Source organism: Streptomyces sp. NPDC049813 (assembly GCF_044465085.1).
Lineage (GTDB): Bacteria > Actinomycetota > Actinomycetes > Streptomycetales > Streptomycetaceae > Streptomyces.
Window position 1 is genome coordinate 214947 of record NZ_JBITLI010000014.1, and the last position, 17855, is coordinate 232801.

The 17855-nt window shown below is 74.2% G+C and carries 19 protein-coding genes and 1 riboswitch; of the genes, 8 read left to right on the forward strand and 11 right to left on the reverse strand.

The features are described from left to right. Positions 1-51: 51 nt before the first annotated feature. The 4 genes from ACIBW6_RS26910 to ACIBW6_RS26925 all read right to left on the reverse strand — a co-directional run bounded on the left by ACIBW6_RS26910 (position 52) and on the right by ACIBW6_RS26925 (position 4848). Positions 52-1731, reverse strand: a complete 1680-nt coding sequence (locus ACIBW6_RS26910; protein ID WP_399063922.1) for a WD40 repeat domain-containing protein — start codon at positions 1729-1731, stop codon at positions 52-54. Positions 1732-1768: 37 nt separating this feature from the next. Beyond that, positions 1769-2638 (reverse strand): nucleic acid/nucleotide deaminase domain-containing protein, encoded by an 870-nt coding sequence (locus ACIBW6_RS26915; protein WP_399063924.1) that lies wholly within the window; start codon positions 2636-2638, stop codon positions 1769-1771. Between the two features lie 303 nt (positions 2639-2941). After that, complete coding sequence (locus ACIBW6_RS26920) at positions 2942-3841, reverse strand: hypothetical protein (RefSeq protein ID WP_399063926.1); 900 nt, start codon at positions 3839-3841, stop codon at positions 2942-2944. Then, positions 3838-4848, reverse strand: coding sequence for an SPFH domain-containing protein (locus ACIBW6_RS26925; RefSeq protein WP_399063928.1), 1011 nt, complete (start codon positions 4846-4848; stop codon positions 3838-3840). The genes ACIBW6_RS26920 and ACIBW6_RS26925 overlap by 4 nt, the downstream gene beginning before the upstream one ends. A gap of 142 nt (positions 4849-4990) precedes the next feature. Further along, positions 4991-5067: riboswitch (cobalamin riboswitch) on the forward strand. Between the two features lie 169 nt (positions 5068-5236). Here ACIBW6_RS26925 and ACIBW6_RS26930 point away from each other — a divergent pair. The 3 genes from ACIBW6_RS26930 to ACIBW6_RS26940 all read left to right on the forward strand — a co-directional run bounded on the left by ACIBW6_RS26930 (position 5237) and on the right by ACIBW6_RS26940 (position 8176). After that, a complete protein-coding gene (locus tag ACIBW6_RS26930) occupies positions 5237-6265 on the forward strand; it encodes a FecCD family ABC transporter permease (RefSeq protein ID WP_399063974.1) in 1029 nt (342 codons plus the stop codon). Positions 6266-6383: 118 nt separating this feature from the next. Further along, the gene (locus ACIBW6_RS26935) at positions 6384-7145 is read left to right on the forward strand and encodes an ABC transporter ATP-binding protein (RefSeq protein WP_399063930.1); all 762 of its coding nucleotides are present in this window, start codon (positions 6384-6386) and stop codon (positions 7143-7145) included. Positions 7146-7168: 23 nt separating this feature from the next. After that, entirely contained in the window at positions 7169-8176 is a 1008-nt protein-coding gene (locus ACIBW6_RS26940) for an ABC transporter substrate-binding protein (protein ID WP_399063932.1), read from the forward strand. Positions 8177-8197: 21 nt separating this feature from the next. Here ACIBW6_RS26940 and ACIBW6_RS26945 read toward each other — a convergent pair whose 3' ends face one another. Both ACIBW6_RS26945 and ACIBW6_RS26950 read right to left on the reverse strand, forming a co-directional pair. Beyond that, positions 8198-8503 carry a hypothetical protein gene (locus ACIBW6_RS26945; protein WP_399063934.1) on the reverse strand — a complete coding sequence of 102 codons (306 nt, stop codon included), beginning with the start codon at positions 8501-8503 and terminating at the stop codon, positions 8198-8200. 115 nt (positions 8504-8618) lie between these two features. Further along, positions 8619-9179, reverse strand: coding sequence for a MarR family winged helix-turn-helix transcriptional regulator (locus ACIBW6_RS26950; RefSeq protein WP_399063936.1), 561 nt, complete (start codon positions 9177-9179; stop codon positions 8619-8621). 293 nt (positions 9180-9472) lie between these two features. Between ACIBW6_RS26950 and ACIBW6_RS26955 the strand changes: the two genes are divergently transcribed. Continuing rightward, positions 9473-10969, forward strand: coding sequence for an MFS transporter (locus tag ACIBW6_RS26955; protein WP_399063938.1), 1497 nt, complete (start codon positions 9473-9475; stop codon positions 10967-10969). 281 nt (positions 10970-11250) lie between these two features. Here ACIBW6_RS26955 and rpsN read toward each other — a convergent pair whose 3' ends face one another. Further along, a complete protein-coding gene (rpsN, locus tag ACIBW6_RS26960) occupies positions 11251-11556 on the reverse strand; it encodes a 30S ribosomal protein S14 (RefSeq protein WP_399063940.1) in 306 nt (101 codons plus the stop codon). Continuing rightward, positions 11556-11792, reverse strand: coding sequence for a 50S ribosomal protein L28 (rpmB, locus tag ACIBW6_RS26965; protein ID WP_399063941.1), 237 nt, complete (start codon positions 11790-11792; stop codon positions 11556-11558). Before rpmB ends, rpsN begins: the two co-directional genes overlap by 1 nt. A gap of 151 nt (positions 11793-11943) precedes the next feature. On the opposite strand from rpmB, the gene ACIBW6_RS26970 reads away from it, so the two are divergent. Further along, positions 11944-13098 (forward strand): CobW family GTP-binding protein, encoded by a 1155-nt coding sequence (locus tag ACIBW6_RS26970; RefSeq protein ID WP_399063943.1) that lies wholly within the window; start codon positions 11944-11946, stop codon positions 13096-13098. A 115-nt stretch (positions 13099-13213) separates the two neighbouring features. Further along, complete coding sequence (rpmF, locus tag ACIBW6_RS26975) at positions 13214-13384, forward strand: 50S ribosomal protein L32 (protein ID WP_399063945.1); 171 nt, start codon at positions 13214-13216, stop codon at positions 13382-13384. Positions 13385-13622: 238 nt separating this feature from the next. Here rpmF and ACIBW6_RS26980 read toward each other — a convergent pair whose 3' ends face one another. The 3 genes from ACIBW6_RS26980 to ACIBW6_RS26990 form a co-directional block, all read right to left on the reverse strand. Then, positions 13623-14489, reverse strand: a complete 867-nt coding sequence (locus ACIBW6_RS26980) for a GyrI-like domain-containing protein (RefSeq protein ID WP_399063947.1) — start codon at positions 14487-14489, stop codon at positions 13623-13625. 113 nt (positions 14490-14602) lie between these two features. Beyond that, positions 14603-15004 (reverse strand): SgcJ/EcaC family oxidoreductase, encoded by a 402-nt coding sequence (locus ACIBW6_RS26985; protein ID WP_399063949.1) that lies wholly within the window; start codon positions 15002-15004, stop codon positions 14603-14605. Between the two features lie 180 nt (positions 15005-15184). After that, entirely contained in the window at positions 15185-15889 is a 705-nt protein-coding gene (locus tag ACIBW6_RS26990; protein ID WP_399063951.1) for a PepSY domain-containing protein, read from the reverse strand. 105 nt (positions 15890-15994) lie between these two features. Here ACIBW6_RS26990 and ACIBW6_RS26995 point away from each other — a divergent pair, with 105 nt between their 5' ends. Both ACIBW6_RS26995 and ACIBW6_RS27000 read left to right on the forward strand, forming a co-directional pair. Then, positions 15995-16690 carry a histidine phosphatase family protein gene (locus ACIBW6_RS26995; RefSeq protein ID WP_399063953.1) on the forward strand — a complete coding sequence of 232 codons (696 nt, stop codon included), beginning with the start codon at positions 15995-15997 and terminating at the stop codon, positions 16688-16690. 48 nt (positions 16691-16738) lie between these two features. After that, positions 16739-17632 (forward strand): TIGR03620 family F420-dependent LLM class oxidoreductase, encoded by an 894-nt coding sequence (locus ACIBW6_RS27000; protein ID WP_399063955.1) that lies wholly within the window; start codon positions 16739-16741, stop codon positions 17630-17632. Positions 17633-17855: the final 223 nt, after the last annotated feature.

Below are 17855 nucleotides of genomic sequence, written 5' to 3' on the forward strand. Positions count from 1 at the left end.
ACGGTCCCGCACAGGGGCCGTAGTTGACCGGCCGTCACCGCACGGTACCGGTCACCGCGTCCGCAGCCGTACGAGCGCTTCGTCGGTGCCCACCAACAGGTCGCCGTCCGCCGCGAAGGCGAGGGCATGCGCCTGGCTGCCGGGGTGGAAGGTGTGCAGCCGGCCGTCGTCGAGGGCCCGGCGTTCGACGAGGCCGTCGGCCCAGGCGACGGCCAGGACGAGACCCGCGTCGGTGACCGCCACCGCCACCGCGTTCACCGCGCAGGGGCGCGTGGCCACCGGCTCCGGCATGGGGGCGGTGTGGGGCGCCCAGGCCCGTACGGTGCCGTCGGCGCCACCGGTGTGAAGCAGGACGACGGTGTCGCCCTCCGCGGAGACGGGCAGCGCGGTCGCGGCCACCGCGGTGACGCTCCCCTGGTGCAGCACGGCGGTCCGCGGCGGGGCGCCGGCGGTCAGCAGGTGGACGGTGCCGCCCGCGTCACCGAGGACGACGCCGTCACCAGTGCCGGTGAGCGCGGTCACCTTCTCCTGCTGACGGCCCGTGTACTCGCTCACGGCGGTGAGGAGTTGCTCGCGCGGCGAGGGACCGTCGTCCAGCAGTGCCGCGATCCCCGTCGCCCGGGCGGACCCGGCGGCGCGCTGAGTGTGCAGCAGTCCGTGTTCGTCGAGGACGGTGACGGTGCCGTCGCCGTGCTCGGCGAGGCCGCGGGCGCCGTGCGCCGCGTGCGGCAGGCGTCCGGCGGCGGCCGCGCTCGCGGCGTCGAGGGCCCGGACGGTGCCCTGGTGGTCGGCGGCGAGGAGCTGTCCGGCCAGGGGACCGGTTCCGGCCGCGAGCGCGCGGACGGGCCCGGGCCACGGCGGGGTGACGTCGCCGCGCACCCGGGTGCGGACGACGGTCCAGGCCGCGTCGCCCGCGAGGGTGGCGAGGGCGGCGGGCAGCCGCGGATCGGCGGCGTCGCCGAGAGCGGCGAGGAGCACCAAGGCGCGCTCGGCGGGCGGCTGTTCGCGGGTGAGGGAGGCGCCGGCCCGCAGCCAGGCGGCACGCAAACCGCCGTGGCTCTCCGCGGAGCGCTCGTACGCGGTGCTCACGTCCCACGGGTCGGCGGCGCAGACCGAGACGGGGTCGTCCAGGTCGACCGGCTCCTCGGGTTCCGGCTCGGGGCCCGCGGGCCCGGCCGGGTGGGCGGCGTCCCAGGCCGCGCGGCCGGCCTCGTCGGTCCACCGGGGCTCTGCCAGGTCCATGCGGGCGCAGGGGCCCGTGGTGAGGGTGCGCTCCTCCGGTGTCCCGGAGCGGACCTCGACCAGCACCCGCACGTGATCCAACGCGGCCAGGGCCAGCACGAGTTCGGCGAGCGGGCCGGGCTCTCGCGCGGCGTGCAGGTCGGGCAGCGCGATGACGGTGCGGCGCCGGTCCGCGGTGAGCCCGGCCAGCAGGTCGCCCGGGCTGCGGGCGGCGATCGACAGCTGTTCGCCGAGCATCCAGGCGGCCGTGGTCGCGGTCAGGCCGGGCAGCGGGACGAAACCGTGGACGCGGCGGGCGCCGGGGGTGCCGGGCCGGGTGCCGTGCGCGATCAGCCAGGCGAGCAGCCGCGACTTGCCGCTGCCCGCGGCGCCGGTGACCACGGCGAGGCCCGGGGCGCGGGGGTCGCCGAGCCAGGAGAGCAGGGCGGCCGCGGCGGGTTCCCGGCCGTCGGCGGGCCGTGACCAGGGCGGGGCGGGCCGGGTGGTCATCCGCTCGCCTCCGGCCCTGTGCCCCGCTCGTGGCGCGTCACGGCCGGTCCTGCTGTGCGGCATGGGTGATGAGTTCCTTGAGGCCTTCTTCGCGGGACTCGGCGGTGTCGCCGTAGTCGAAGCTGTGGGTGAACTCGGCGTGCGGCAGGACGGCTTGGAGCCAGGCGGCACAGTAGTGGCCGGGCATCATGCACGGCTGGAGCTCGCAGTAGACGCGCCGGACCTGTTCGGGCTCGACCCCGGTGGCGGCGAGCTGCTGCCACAGCTGCTCCTCGGGGTGCATGCGGCCCGGGCCCGCCTGGGCGGTGACGATCTGCTTGGCACCGTCCTTGTCGACGTACTCGAAGGCCGAGGAGAAGGGGAAGTTGAGGCTGTGGCGGACGTCGTCGAGCACCCGCGACCACCAGTGCTCCCGGTCGGCGACGGCCTCGGGGTCGATCTGCCGCAGCTCGTGGACGAGGGCGGAGAACGCCTCGGCGGCGGCGTGCAGTCCGTCGGAGGCGGCGATCTCCGGCAGGGCCCGGTCCAGGGCGGCCGCGCAGTGGGTGAAGGCGGCGACGTCCGAGTTCACGAAGAGGGCGGGCTCGTCGCGGCCGAGGTAGAGGGCCTGGACGGCACCGTCGGTGCGGACGCACAGGTGGGCGAGGCGATCGGTGCCGAGGCGCACCCATTCGGCCCGGTCCCCCTGGAGGGCGACGCCGCGGTGGCCGGTGTACATCCCGAGGGTCGGTCCGTCGGTGTCGTCCGCCGCGATGAAGTACGGGCCGACGTGCAGCGGCACCCCGATCTGCGCGAGGTGGGCGCGGGCCGAGGCGGGCACGGTCGCGTAGGCGGCGGGCACGCTGATGCGGCGCAGCCCCTGCGGGCCGAACTGGGCGACGGCGGGGTCCGAGGGGGACTCGGGCATCACAGACCTCTCGTGGGGCGGACTTACCGGTTCCACCCTATGCGCAGGCCGGACGGGCTCCGGAGGGCCCCGAGGCTTCCGGGCCGGGGCCCTCGGGCAGGGGCGGCGACGCGGGGCCCCGGGCCGGGCCCACACACAGGGAGGCGGTGTCCCGGGACCCCGGGCCGGGCCCTCACACAGGGAGGCGGTGTCCCGGGACCCCGGGCCGGGCCCACACGCGGGAGATGGCGACCTGAGGCTGCCGGGACGAGTCTCCCCCGGCGCGGACCGCCCTCGCGCGGCAGCGGTCGATCGTCCGCGTCTTCAGCCGACGAGCCGCAATTTGGTCGCGCACAGTCCCAGGCGGATCGTCTGGCCCCAGGTCAGCTCGATCGCGTCGCCCTCCATGCCGTCCCCGAAGGCGACGAGCCGCTCGGACTCCACGGTGACCGACAACCGTGCGCCGGGCGCGAGTTCACCGGCGTTCAGCCGCGTCCCGGTGGCGGGCGACGGCCATGCCTCCCGGACGAACCAGGCGAGCCGGTCGTCCGTGGGCCCCGGCAGCGGGGCCTGCGCGGCACGCTCCTGCCACACGGACCGCAGCCAGCCGCTCGCGCCCGTCCCGGTGCCGATCAGGACGCCGGAGGAGGCCTGGGCCTCGACGGTACCCCTGTCACCGTCGAGGCCCAGGCGGTAGCGGGCGGTGCGGTGGCCCGGCGCGCCCACGTAGATCTCGTTGAGCGCGACCAGGCGCTGGGTGTCGTCCGTGACGGCCTCGACCATGGTCAGTTCGTCCCCGCCCACCGTCGGCGAGAAGGCGGCGGCCAGCAGCCGGGCCACGTCGTCGGGGCGGTGGCGCACCAGGACGCCGGGGTTGCGGCCGGGGTCGGTGTCGATCCCGAGCACCGGCTGGGCCCCGACGTACTGCGCCACGTTGGCCACGAGGCCGTCCTGCCCGACGACCACGACGGCGTCCTGCGGGCCGAACAGGAACCGGTCGAGGTCGGCCCGTTCGACCTGGGCGCGGCGCCAGTTCAGCGGCACGGCGGCGGCGGTCCTGGCGAGGGCCCGCCGGGCCCGGTGGTGGCGCTCGACGACGTCGTCGATGGACCGGCCGCGGGAGGAGAGGAAGAAGGCGGCCTGCCCGTGGGTGCCGTGCCGGGCGGTCAACTCCTCGTACTCCGTGGTGCGGTGGACCAGGACGGCCCGGGGCGCGAGGCTCATGCCGGCGGCTCCTGCCCCGCTCCGAGCCGCGCGAGCAGTCCGGTCAGCACGTCCGGGGTGAGGGTCACGCTGTCGATGCGGGGCAGGTTCTCGGCGAGGCGGGTGCCGGTCAGGGCGTGCAGGGTCGCCACGTCGGCCTCGCCGTGCACCCGCAGCCAGGCCGCCTGTGCCGCGGCGCGGGCCTCGCCCGCCTCGCGGGCGGCCTCGGCCTGGGCCCGGGCGAGCCGGACCGCCCGGTCGGCCTCGGCGCCGACCCGGACCGCGTCGGCGGCCGCCTGCTCCTCCGCCTCGCGCCGGGTGTTGGCTCCGCGTTGTTCGACCAACTGCTCCTCCCGCCGGGCCAGTTCGATCTGGCTGGCCAGTTCGTTCTCGGCGATGGCGCGCTCCCGCTCCACGGCGACCGCGCGTCGCTCGTAGGTGGCGCGGTCCGCCTCCTGCTGGATCAGTTCGCGGGCGGGGGTGCGCAGCGCGCGCTCCACCTCCGGTTCGGGCCGCAGCGCCATCACGCGGACGGCGACGACCTCGATCCCGGTGGCGGGCAGCCGCGGTTCCCCGCCGAGGCCCCGGGTGACGCGCTCGCGCACGGCGGGCACGCCGTCGGCGAGGGCCGCGGCCAGCGGGGTGCGGGCGAGCACGTCGAGGGCGTGCTGCTGGGCGCTCTCGGTCAGGAGTGTGGCGAGCTGTTCCAGCGGGGCGCCGCGCCATACGCCGGAGTCGGGGTCGACGGAGAAGTCGAGCCGCTCGGCGGCGACGGCGGGGTCGGCGATCCGGTAGGTGACCGTGGCCTGCACGGCCACGTCCTGGAAGTCGGCGGTGCGGGCGTGGAAGGTCATCGCCAACTCCCGGTCGTCGACCGGCACTTCGGAGAGCGCGGCGGTCAGCGGCCGGAACCAGAAGCTCAGTCCCGCGCCGTCGTGGGCGAGCTGCCCCGAGCGGTGGTGGCGGACATGGGACGTGGGCGCGGCCCGCAGATGGCGCCAGCCGAAGCGCTTGGTGATGTCGGCCATGAGGCCCCCCTGACGGTCTGGATTAAAGTCAGTAAGACTTTAAATATCCTCCCGCTTGTCGTCAAGGGGACGACAAGAGAGGGCGGGCCGGTGCCGTCCGGCGGCCGCGCCCCGGCTTGCTACGCTGCGCATGCCTTCCGTGGGGGAAGCCGGTGCGAATCCGGCGCTGTCCCGCAACGGTGTGCGCGGCCCTCTTGAGCCGCGTGAGTCCGATCACCCACGGCAGGTTGCCACCCGTCAACCGCTCGCCGTGGACTGCGAGCAGGGACCCCAGAGCCTCCGGGCCGTCCTGGCGCCCTGCACGTTCCGCCGGCGACACCAGCCCGCAGGATGTGCGCCCGCCTTGACCGCCGCTCTCACCGCCCCCGCGCCTGCCGTGCGCGGCCGCATACCCACCGGCCCGCTCGCGGCCGGGCTCGCCGTCGTCCTGCTCGTCTCCCTCGTCTGCGGGGTGGGCCTCGGCGCGACGGGTCTGGGCTGGGGGCGCGTCCTGCGGTTCCTGTGGGCGGGGTTGAGCGCACGCACCCTCGCCCCCGACGACGCGGCGGCCTACACCATCGTGTGGGAGATCCGCTTCCCGCGGGTCGTCCTCGCGGCCGTGGTCGGCGCCGGGCTCGCCGCGGTCGGCGTCGCGGTCCAGGCGCTCGTACGCAACGCGCTCGCCGACCCCTTCGTCCTCGGCATCTCCTCCGGCGCGGCCGTCGGCGCCAACGCGGTCATCCTGTTCGGCGCCCTCGCCGGGCTCGGCGTCTGGGCGCTCTCCTTCTCCGCCTTCCTCTCCGCCCTCCTCGCGACCCTCGTCGTCTACGCGGTCGCCCGCTCCCCGCTCGGACTCAGCCCGCTGCGGCTCGTCCTGACGGGCACGGCCCTCGCCTACGGGTTCCAGGCGGTCACCACCGTCATGGTCTTCGGCGCCGAACGAGGCGAGGCGGCGCGGGCGGCGATGATGTGGCTGCTCGGCAGCCTGGGCGGGGCGACCTGGCCGAAGGTGCCGCTCGCGGCCGCGACGGTGCTGGCGGGCTGGGTCTGGCTCCGGCTGCGGGCCGGCGCCCTGGACGCGCTGTCGATGGGGGACGAGACGGCGGCGGCGCTGGGCGTCCCGCCGGACCGGCTGCGGCGGGAACTGTTCGTGGTGACCGCGGCGGTGACGGGCACGGTCGTCGCGGTCAGCGGGGCGATCGGCTTCATCGGCCTGATGGTCCCCCACCTCGCACGCCTGCTCGTGGGCGCCTCGCACGCGCGCGTCCTGGCCGTCGCACCGCTCGCCGGAGCGGTGCTGCTCGTCTGGGCCGACCTGCTGTCGCGGGTGCTGCTCGCTCCGACGGAACTGCCCGTGGGCGTGGTCACCGCGGCCCTCGGTGTGCCGATGTTCCTGCTGCTCATGCGGCGCGGCCCGCATGCCCTCACGGGCCGCTGACCCGCGCGGGCGCACCACTCACGGACACACACGTGTCGGCGTTCGTACCGGCGAAGGACCCGTACCGGCCATGGACTCGTACCGGCGAAGGATTCGTACCGGAGAAGAAGGAGGAGACGTGCGGCTCGACGTCGAAGGCGTGTCGGTCGAGGTGGCGGGGGCGCGGCTGGTCGACGAGGTCACCCTCGACGCGCCCGCCGGCACCTTCGTGGGGCTCGTCGGGCCCAACGGCAGCGGGAAGTCGACCCTGTTGCGGTGCGTGTACCGGGCGCGTCGGCCCGACGCCGGACGCGTCAGGGTCGCAAGCGAGGACGTCCACGGCATGGCGCCGCGGGCCGCGGCGCGGGTGCTCGCCGCGCTGCCGCAGGAGACCGCGGCCGAGTTCGACTTCACCGCCGCCGAGGTCGTCGCGATGGGGCGCCTGCCGCACCTCGACCGCGAGGCCGCCCGCGACCGGCACGTCTGCCACCGCGCGATGGAGCGGGCGGGCGTGGCGCACCTTGCCGCGCGGGGCTTCCACTCCCTGTCCGGCGGTGAGAAGCAGCGGGTACTCATCGCCCGCGCGCTCGCCCAGGAGCCGCGGGTCCTCGTCCTGGACGAGCCCACCAACCACCTCGACATCGCCCACCAGCTCGACGTGTTGCGCCGGGTGCGGGCCAGCGGCCCGACCGTGCTCGCGGCCCTCCACGACCTGAACCTCGCCGCCGCCCACTGCGACCGGCTGCACGTGCTGGACCGCGGCCGGGTCGTCGCGTCGGGCGCGCCGGACGAGGTCCTCTCCCCGCGGCTGCTCGCCGACGTCTTCGGCGTCCGAGCCCACCGGGTGCGCCATCCCGAGACCGGCGCCACCCAGTTCCTCTTCGACCCCCTGCGTCCCTGACGCCCCTTCCCGAAAGGCCCGCCGTGCGCACCCTCCTGCCCTCCGCCTCCCTCGGCCTCGCCGCCGTCCTCACCCTGACCGGCTGCGGCGCGCAGGTCGCCTCCGACGACAAGGCCGCGAAGGCGCGGGCGGTGACCGTCTCCAACTGCGGCGAGAAGGTCACCTACGACACCCGCCCCCGGCGGGTCGTCACCAACGACGTGGGCATCACCGAGCTGATGTTCGCGCTCGGCCTCGAGGACCGGATGGCGGGGTACGTCATGCCCGCGGACAAGGGGTCCCTCGACGGCCTGCCGTACCGGGACGCCTACGACAAGGTGAAGTGGCTGTCCAAGGACCGCGTCACCAAGGAGATCGCCCTCGCCGCCCACGCCGACCTCGTCTTCGCCGGCTGGAACTACGGCTTCAACGAGAACGCGCTGACCCCGGACGAGCTGCACGCGGCGGGCATCGACACGTATCTGCTCACCGAATCCTGCCGCAACGCCCGCACCGGCACCTCGCGCGGCATCATGCCGCCGCTCGACGCGCTTTACACCGATCTGGAGAACCTCGGCAAGATCTTCGGCGTCGAGGACCGCGCCCGCAGCCTCGTCAAGCAGTACAAGGCGACGGTCGCCGGCGTCCGCGCGAAGGCCCCGCACGGGGCGGACAAGCCCTCGGTCTTCCTCTACGACAGCGGCCAGGACCAGCCGTTCACCTCGGGCCGCTACGCCGCGCCCGAGCAGATCATCAGCGAGGCCGGGGGCGTCAACCTCCTGCACGACCTCAAGGACTCGTGGACCACGGTCGGCTGGGAGACGGTCGTCGAGCGGGACCCGGACGTCATCGTCATCAACGACTACGGCTCGACGAGCGCGGAACAGAAGAAGAAGTTCCTGCTCTCCTACCCGCCGCTGCGCAACGTCTCCGCGATCAAGAACCGGCGGATCCACACCCTGGACTACGCGGATCTCGTCGAGAGCCCCCGCAACCCCTCGGCGATCGAACGGCTCGGTGCCTACCTGCGCGCGGGCACCGACCCGTCCTGACGGGCCAGGGGGCCACCGCCCCTACTGCACCGCCCCGTCCGGAATGCAGACGTACCCCGCGCCCCAGGCGTTCCGCTCGACGTGGTCGGCCTCCGCCGAGCGCAGGCAGAAGAGCCACGCCTCACGGTAGGAGGGGTCCGTCAGGATGGGCTCCCGCTCGGCGCCGCCGGTGCCCTGCAGGCTGTCGTACGCCTCGTCCGACAGCACGACCGTGCCCGGAGCGGCGGGCGCGGGATCGGCGGCCAGGGCCGGAGCGGACCAGGCGGCGGACGCGGCGAGCACGATGGCGGCGGCGCCGGCGGCGCCGGCGGCGGTACGGATGCGCATGGGGGTTCTCCCGGGTCTTACGAGGTCGGGGACCGGCCGACCTCGGTGAGGTCGTCGACGCGTGCTGCCGCGCCGGCCGGTCATCGCCTGCTCAACCCTTCGACTCCGCCCTTGGTCACGGCCCGGCCGTGGCGAGGTCGTCCTCACCCTCCCGGCCCGCCGCCGCGCCGCGCGCGTCCGGGACGGAGCAGGCCGCGTCCTGCTCCGGCAGGACCGCCCGCACGGGTCCGCGCTCATGGGCGTGGAACAGCGTGCGCAGCGCCGCGGTCAACTGCGCCGCCGTGTCCTCGTCGAGCGGCGCGAGGAAGGCGGCCTCGGCCTCGACGCGGGCCTCGTCGGCCTCGCGCAGACAGGCGGCACCGGTCTCGGTGAGGGTCACCACGTTCCGCCGGCGGTCCCGGGCGCTGCGGCGGCGCGCGACCAGACCCTTGCCCTCCAGCGCGTCGATGACGGCGACCATCGTCGTGCGGTCGAGGCCGATCGCCGACGCCAGCTCGTTCTGCGACCGCTCGGTGCCGTCCTCCGCGATCACGGAGAGCACGCCCAGTTCCTTCGGGTGCACGTCGTAGGGGGCCAGCGCCTCGCCCAGCAGGCCCGACAGGCGCAGATAGGCGTGCTTCACCAGGAAACCGAGCCGATGGGTGAGCAGGTCGGCCAGCCCGACTTCTTCCGTCATGCCTGATAGCGTATCCTCTACCTGATAATCAGTACTACTGACGATCCTCCGTACATCCGGACAGACACTCGAAGAACGAAGGCGCGCGCAGCGATCAGCGCATCTCACGGACCGGCCGGCTGACCCCGGGTACGCGGTCGTCCCGCCGGGGCACCGACGCCCCGGCCACCCTCTTCGCAGCAGGCGCCGCACCCGCGGGCCGGAGCAGACCATCCGGCTCCGGCCCGTCCCGCGTGGCGCGGCCCACCTCGAAACTCTCGGCACACTCTCGGCAAGGAAGCGACGTCCTCGACATGAGCGACTCCATATCCACCGGCGCCACGCGGACGGCGCCGGCCTCCCACTCCCCCGCGGCGGAGGCACCCGACCCCCGGCGCTGGTGGGGGCTGGTCATCATCGCCCTGGCCCAGCTCATGGTGGTGCTGGACGCGACCATCGTGAACATCGCGCTGCCGTCGGCCCAGACCGACCTGGGCATGTCGGACGGCAACCGCCAGTGGGTGATCACCGCCTACACCCTGGCCTTCGGCGGCCTGCTGCTGCTCGGCGGCCGCGTCGCCGACCTCGTCGGCCGCAAGCGCACGTTCATGATCGGTCTGATCGGCTTCGCCCTCGCCTCGGCGGTCGGCGGCGCCGCGAGCGGCTCCGGCATGCTCTTCACGGCCCGCGCCGCGCAGGGCGTGTTCGGCGCGCTGCTCGCGCCGTCCGCGCTGTCGCTGATGACGACGACGTTCACCGACCCGCGCGAGCGCGGCAAGGCCTTCGGCATCTACGGTGCGCTGGCGGGCGCGGGCGGCGCCGTCGGCCTGCTCCTCGGCGGCGTGCTCACCTCGTACCTGAACTGGCGCTGGTGCCTGTACGTGAACATCCCGATCGCCATCGTCGCGGTCATCGGCGCCAAGATCCTGCTGCACGACCGTCCGGGCCACAAGGACGTCCGGCTCGACGTGCCCGGCGTCATCCTGGGCTGCGGCGGTCTGGTCGCCATCGTGTACGGCTTCTCCGAGGCGGAGCCGCGCGGCTGGAGCGACTCGCTGGTCATCTCGCTGCTCGTCGGCGGCGTCGTGGCGCTCGTGGCGTTCGTCCTGTGGCAGGGCCGCGCGAAGTCGCCGCTGCTGCCGCTGCACATCCTGCGGGACCGCAACCGCGCTGGCTGCTTCCTCACGATGGGCCTCGCCACGATCGGCATGTTCGGCCTGTTCCTGTTCATGACGTACTACCTCCAGGGCATCCTGGGGTACTCCCCCGTCAAGACGGGCCTCGCCTTCCTGCCGATGTCGGTCGCGATCATCGTCGGCTCGACGCAGATCTCCGCCCGGCTGCTGCCCCGCGTCCAGGCCCGCGCCCTGATGGTGCCGGGCATGCTGCTCGCCGCCTGCGGCCTGCTGATCCTGACGCAGCTCGACGTCGACTCCGCGTACGCCACGCACGTCCTGCCCGCCGAGCTCATCATGGGCCTCGGCATGGGCCTGACCTTCATGCCGGTCTTCTCCACGGCCACCCAGGGCGTGCGCCCGCAGGACGCCGGCGTCACCTCGGCCATGGTCAACACCTCGCAGCAGGTGGGCGGTTCACTGGGCACGGCCCTGCTGAACACCATCGCGACCTCGGCCACTTCGACGTACATCGCGAGCCACCTCGGCGACCCGTCGAAGAAGGCTCAGGTCGTCGCCTCCGGCGTGGTCCACGGCTACACCCACGCCATCGGCTACGCGGTCGTCGCCATGCTGCTCGCCGGCTGCGCCGCGGGCCTCCTGGTCAACGCGAAGCCGACCCGCCACGCGCACTGACACCCCGCGCGGGCGTCCGTGACAGCAGGGCCCGTACGACCGACCGGTCGTACGGGCCCTTCGCGTGCGTGGGCGCACGGTCCGCGGATCGGCCCTCGCTCGAAGAACACAGAAGACGGTGCATCCGCGGCGGGACCCGGGCCGGAAGAGTGAGAAGAGATGGCCGGCCCTGACCCTGCTCGCCGTCTCCACCGCTGTCGGTGGCGGCGGACGCCTGCACGCTCCGTCGCCACCGACTCCCCCTCGGGGACCACGACGTCCGGGCCCGGCCCCGCCCTACGTCACCAGGAGGACTTGGTCACCCCGGGCAGGAACCCCGCGTGCGCCTGTTCGCGCATCCGCACCCGGGAGAGCCCGAACTTGCGCAGGTGACCGCGCGGGCGGCCGTCCACACTGTCCCGGTTGCGGAGCCTGGTGGGGCTCGCGTCCCGCGGCTGGCGGCTCAACTCGCGGCGCGCGGCACCTCGTTCGGCCTCGGTCGCGTCCGGACGCCGGAGGATCTCCTTCAGCTCGGCGCGGCGGGCGGCGTAGCGCCGCACGATCTCCTTGCGCCGCTCATTCTTGACGATCTTGCTCTGCTTGGCCATCAGACGCGTCCTCCGCGGGCACGGACGCGCGCGACGGCGGCCTCGACGCCGATGACGTCGACCGTCTTGATCGCCCGGGCACTGAGGGTGAGGCGCACGTGCCGCCCCTCGCTCGGCAGCCAGTACCGCTTGGTCTGGATGTTCGGGTCGAAGCGGCGCGAGGTCCGGCGGTGCGAATGGGAGATCTTGTTGCCGAATCCCGGCTGTGCGCCGGTCAGTTGGCAGTGAGCGGACATGTGGTTCGGGCTCCTTCCGCAGGGGGCGACCCCTTGTTGATAATGAAAACCGTTGTCGTATGCTACCCCTCATGGACAGACCGACGACATCCGCTCCCCCCTTCGCGGTCCCCGGCGTCCGCGACCGCCACCATGACCGGAAGGAACACCGATGAACCGCTACGAAGCACTGACCGTGGTCCTGGTCGCCGGGCTGCACGCGGACGCCCGCCGCGCGACCGTCCGGCGCCTGCTGCGGGACGTGCCCGACACGGTGGTCCTCCACCACGACCTGTCGCAGGCGCCCGCGGGCTCGGTGCTGCGGACCGTCCGCGACGCCGACCACCTCCTGTCCTCCGACCGGGTCCCGCTGGTCGACGACTGCGCCTGCTGCGCGCTGCGCGAGGACCTGCTGCCGGAGCTGCGGCGGCTGGCGGCCGACGGCGGCACCAGGCTGGCCGTGGTCGAGCTGTGGGAGTCCGTGGAACCCCGCACCATGGCCGAGATCGTGGCCGCGCACACGGCGGAGGACCTGCGGCTGGGCGGCGTCGTCACCGCCGTCGATCCCGCCCTGGTCCTGGACTGCCTGGGCAACGGCGACGACCTCGCGGACGCGGGGCTCGCGGCAGCGGCCACCGACCGGCGGACGGTGGCGGACACCTTCGCCCGGCAGCTGGAGTACCCCACGCTCCTGGCGCTCGCCGACGACGGTTCGGCGGACCGCACCGACCTGGCCCTGCTCAGCCAGTTGCACCCGACGGCCCGTCAGATCGACGTGGACGCACCGGACCTGGCCGAGGCGGTCTTCGCGGGCTTCGACGTGGAGGCCGCCGCGGCGGCGACGCATCCGGCGTGTGCCCGGCTCCCGCAGGCGGCGGACGAGGCGGGGGTCGCCACCCTCGTCTGGGAGGCCCGGCGCCCGTTCCACCCGGGACGCCTGTACGAGGCGCTGGAGGACCTGTGCTGTGCCGCGGCGCGCAGCCGGGGGCGGTTCTGGCTGGCGGACCGGCCGGACACCCTGCTGTCCTGGGACGCCGCGGGCGGTGGACTGGCCGTGGAGGGGGCGGGCCCGTGGCTCGCCGCGCTGCCCGACGCGGCCTGGGACCTCGTCCCGCCGGTGCGCCGGGCCGCCGCGTCACTGGACTGGGCCCCCGAGCACGGCGATCGCTGCCAGCGGCTCGTCTTCACCTCGCCCGGCCTGGACGGCGACGGGATCGCCGGGCTGCTGCGGTCCTGCCTGCTCACCGATGCGGAGCTGGCCGCGGGGGCCGAGGCCTGGAAGACGTACCCCGCCCCCTTCGACCAGTTCCTCGACCCGGTCCCCTGACCGGGCGGCGCCCTCCCTCCTGATCCACCCCCATCTCGACCCGGATCGCCGAACCCGCCCTCCCACCCTCTATGGGCCGCGTGCACCGCTGCCGGGCCCGCCGAACGGAGTCACCATGGCCGTACCCAAGCGCAAGACGTCGCGCAGCAACACCCGTCACCGGCGGGCCCGGTGGAAGGCGTCGGCGCCCTCCCTGGTGCCGGTGACCCTGGACGGTGTCGCGCACCTCGTTCCCCAGCACCTCGTCCCCGCCTTCCGACGGGGTCTGCTGCGACCCGGGGAATGATCCGGCGGTCCGGATGTGTAGCGGGTGCGGCGCGGGGCACCCGGACGGAGCGCAGGCCCGTGCAACGCCCCCCGTCCATGGGTCTGCCAGTGGCCCGGGCGGGCGGTTCCCCGGTCGGTGGTCCAGTGGCCGCCCGCCCCGCCACACTTCCTCACCAGAACGGTGGCGGGGCCCCGCGCCCCTTCCCTTCGGACGACGGTCGGCCGAGCCAGGCCCCCGTGCGGGAAGTGCGTTCGGGTCAGCCTTCGTCCCGCTCCACCGGCAGCCACAGCTCCGCGTCGGCCTCGGCCCCGTCGGGGGACATGCGGGTCCGCAGGATCTCGGGGCCGGGGCGGCTGCGGTACGGGTTGGACGGGAACCACTCGGTGAACACGTCCCGCCACAGCTCCTGGATGGCCCGCGGCGCCGGTCCGGAGGTCGTGAAGACCGCCCAGGTGCCGGCCGGGACCGGCAGGACCGTGGTGCCGGGCGGGGCGGGGGCCGAGGTGATCACCCCGTGGTAGTAGTCGAGTTCGGTGCCTTCGGCCCGGCTCGGGTCCAGGTCGTCGCAGACCGCGACGGTCCCCTGCGGCTCCTGGTCCGACAACTTCTCCAGTTCTTCGCGAAGTCCTCGGTCGATCCCCCGGACGAAGTCGATGATGGCCTGGTTCGGTCCCGCGTGCACCAACGGCACCCGGGCCTTGAGCCCGACCACCCTGAACTTGGGCCTGTCCACGACGCGATACCGCATACTGCTGCTCCCTTCGACGGTGAGACGGAAGGTCAGCCGGGGCTGGGAGACGAGTGCGGCACCCGTGCGCCGGGCCTCGCCGGGTCCCACGCCGTGCATGGCGCGGAACGCCCGGGCGAACGCCTCGCCCGAGCCGTACCCGTACCGCACCGCGATCTCCAGCAGCGGCACCCGCCCCGCCAGTACGTCGGCGCCTGCCACGGTGAGCCGGCGGCGCCGGACGTACTCGGACAGCGGCAGGCCCGCGAGCGCGGAGAACATCCGGCGCAGGTGGTACTCGGAGGTGGCGGCGACGCGCGCCATCTCGCCCACGTCGACCTCCTGATCCAGGCGGCTCTCGACGTACTCCAGGGCCTGGTTGAGGCGCTCCAGCATGTGCCCGGTCCCTTCCTTTCGACGGTCACCACGCTAGGCGGCGGGCGGCGGCCGGACCCGACATCTGGTGCCCGATCGGATCGGGTACGGCGGCTGTTCCCTGCGCCGGCTCCTCAGGCGGCCCCGTCGGCCCGGACTTCGGTGTTCTGCCCGACGTGCAGCAGCCAGGCCCCGTCCGGCTGCTTGGTCATGACGTAGAGCGGGGAGCCCTCGGTGTCGCCGTCCGCCGCGTGGTAGACCTGCCGCACCTTGACGGCTGCCACGTCCGGCCGTAGGAACCGCGTGTGCACGGCCGTGTACGTGACCTCGCCGTCCCAGCTCGCCCGGGGCAGGACGGCGCGGGTGAACGCGGCGATCGCGTCGTGCCCGACGAGGACCTTGCCGTGGGCGGTGGTCCAGAGCGCGTCGGGGTGGAAGAGCGCGAGGAACCCCTCGGTGTCCTTGGCGCGCTGGGTGCGTTCGACGGCTGCCACGACCTGTTCGATGGCCTTGATGTCTGCGGCTTCGGTGTTCATGCCGTGCACCCTGGTGCCTCAAGTCCGCTTGAGGTCAAGGTCGCGGGCCGCCGGTCGGCGCAGACGTGGGGCGCATGCCGTGAGGGGCCCGCCCGGATCGGCCGGGCGGGCCCCTCACATGTGTTCGTCATCCGTGCCGGGCACCGCGGGCCGGCGGTCCCGCGCGTACGGTCGGGCCGGTCAGTCCCGGTCCGTGTGCCGGCGCAGGACCTTGCGGTCGGTCGCGTCGATGTCGTAGGTCGTCTTGTTCCAGTCCTTCGTGGTGACGACGTCGACGGACCACATCGGCCCGCCCTGGTCGGTGTCGTCGAGCTCGACGGACGTGACGGTTCCGTCGGTCTTCTCCGTCGCGGTGTCCGCGGCCTGCTGCGGGGTCACCATGGCCTTGGTCAGCCAGCCGGCGAGTTCCTTCTTGTCGTCGCTGTCCTGGTCCGCCTCCGTCCGGGGCCGGCCCGCCTCGCCGGTGACCGCGTCGACGCGGACGGCGCTCTCCGTGCCGTCGTCCGTGGCGACCTTGGCGTCCCAACCGGGCTTGCCGGAGGGGCCCTTGAGTTCGATGGAGACCGGCTTCGAACCGCTGACGGCCTGCACCGCCGCGGTCATCGCCTTGTCGTAGCCGACCTTGGCCCGGGGCACGAGCGCCTTCCGCTCGGCCTGGTCCTCGGTGAGCCCGCCCGCCGACGTGGAGGGCGAGGCCGCCCCTGAGGGCGTCGCGGACGCCTGCGCGCTCCCGGAGGCCTCGTCCTTCTTGGCACCGTCGTCACCGTCGTTGCCGCACCCCATGAGCAACGCTCCGGCGGCGGCCACCGCGCAGACGGCGCCGATGCCGCGCAGGACCGTCGGACGCCGGCGGACGGGGAGGGATTTGTTCTGTTCTGTACGCATGTCGACACGTTACGGCGCCGCTCTCCCCCGGCCGGGCCGCCGCGCCCGGCACCGGCCTCCGCAGGCCCGGGAACCGGCGGCCGACGGGACGGCGTCCATCCCGGCATGCAAGACCGATACGTGTATCTGGCCCGGCACGGCGAGGCCACGTCCGAAGAGGGCGGGCTCACCGAGGCCGGACGGCGCCAGGCCGAACTGCTCGGCAGGCGGCTGCGCGGCGTACCGCTCTCGGCGGTCCACCACGGTCCGCTGCCCCGGGCCGCGCAGACGGCCCGGCTCGTCGCGGAGCAGCTCGACGGGGTGCGGCCGCATGCGTGCGAGGCGGCCGGGGACTATGTGCCCTACGTGCCGGAGCGGGACGAGCTGCCGGCGCAGGCCGCCGACTGGGTGGGGGCTCGTCTGGCCGCGGTCTCGGCCCAAGAGCGGGCGCAGGGCGCCGCGTTGGCGCACCGCGCACTCGCGTCCTTCACCGGCCCGGCCCGCGAGGGGGACGCGCCCCGGCACGAACTGGTCGTCACCCACGCCTTCCTCGTGGCCTGGCTGGTCCGCGCCGCGCTGGACGCACCGCCCTGGCGCTGGACGGGACTGACCGCCGGCAACGCGGCCCTGACCGTCCTCCACTATCCGGCGTCCCGGCCGGCCGGCGTCCTCGTGCACAACGACATGAGCCACCTCCCGCAGGAGCTGCGCTGGACCGGATTCCCCGACCGCTTCCGGGAGTTCGTACCGCCACCGCGGGGCGCGGGCCGCGCGGGCCCGACGGCTCCGGCGGGGACCGTCCCGGTGGCGCCGACCGGGTGAAAGCGGCCCGGCCGGGAATAGCGCGCGTCACAGGAGGTTGATCACACCATGACTTCCACGGCGCACGAGACATTCGGACGGATCGGCATCTGGAGCGGTGCCCTCAACGCGGGGCGCGCACGGGACACCGCGCACCGCGACTCCCTCGCGGAAGCGGTCGCCGAACTGGACGAACTGGGGTACGGGACGCTGTGGCTCGGCGCGAGCCCCGCACCCTCCGACGCCGCGGCCGCCCTCGCCGCCACCCGCAGGATCACGGTGGCGACCGGCATCCTGAGCATCTGGGACCACACCGCCCAGACGGTCGCCGAGCGGATCGGGGCCCTGACGGACAAGGAACGCGAGCGGTTCGTGCTCGGCCTGGGCGTCAGCCACGGGCCCATCGTGCAGGGGTACGCGAAGCCCTACAGCAAGATGGTGGAGTACCTCGACGCGCTGGACGCCGCCGCGCCTCCGGTGGCTGCCGGACGCCGCGTCCTGGCCGCGCTCGGCCCCAAGATGCTCGACCTCGCCGCGCACCGCGCCCTGGGCGCCCACCCGTATCTGGTGACGGCCGGGCACACGGCTCAGGCACGTGCGGCGCTGGGGTCCGGGGCCGTGCTCGCCCCGGAGGTGACCGTGGTGCTGGACGAGGACGCCGAGCGGGCCCGCACCACCGCCCGCGCCACGCTGGCCCGGTATCTGCGGCTGCCGAACTACACGGACAACCTGCTGCGGCTGGGCTTCACCGAGAGCGACCTCCAGGAGGGGGGCAGCGTACGGCTGCTGGACGCCCTCTTCGCCATGGGCGACGCCGAGCAGGTCAGGGCACGCGTGCAGGAGTACGTCGACGCGGGCGCGGACCACGTCGCCCTGCAGGTGCTGCCGCCCGCCGAGCACGGTGACGCGCTGCCGCGGGAGCAGTGGCGCGTCCTTGCGGAGGTCTTCGCCGACCAGCTGTAGCGCGTACCCGACGAAGCGCCCCCCACTTCGACGAGGAGTGGGCGTACCACACGAAGCGGCCCCCCACTCCGACGAGGAGTGGGAGGCCGCTTCCTGGGACTCGGGCCCGCAGGCGCGATCGGAGCCAGCTAGGGCGTGTTTTGAAAGTCCCGCCTGCCCCGCGACGCCCGGCACGCACGCTCGCGGCGTTGCCGAAGCGCCCGAATAGCTCCGCTATTAGGAC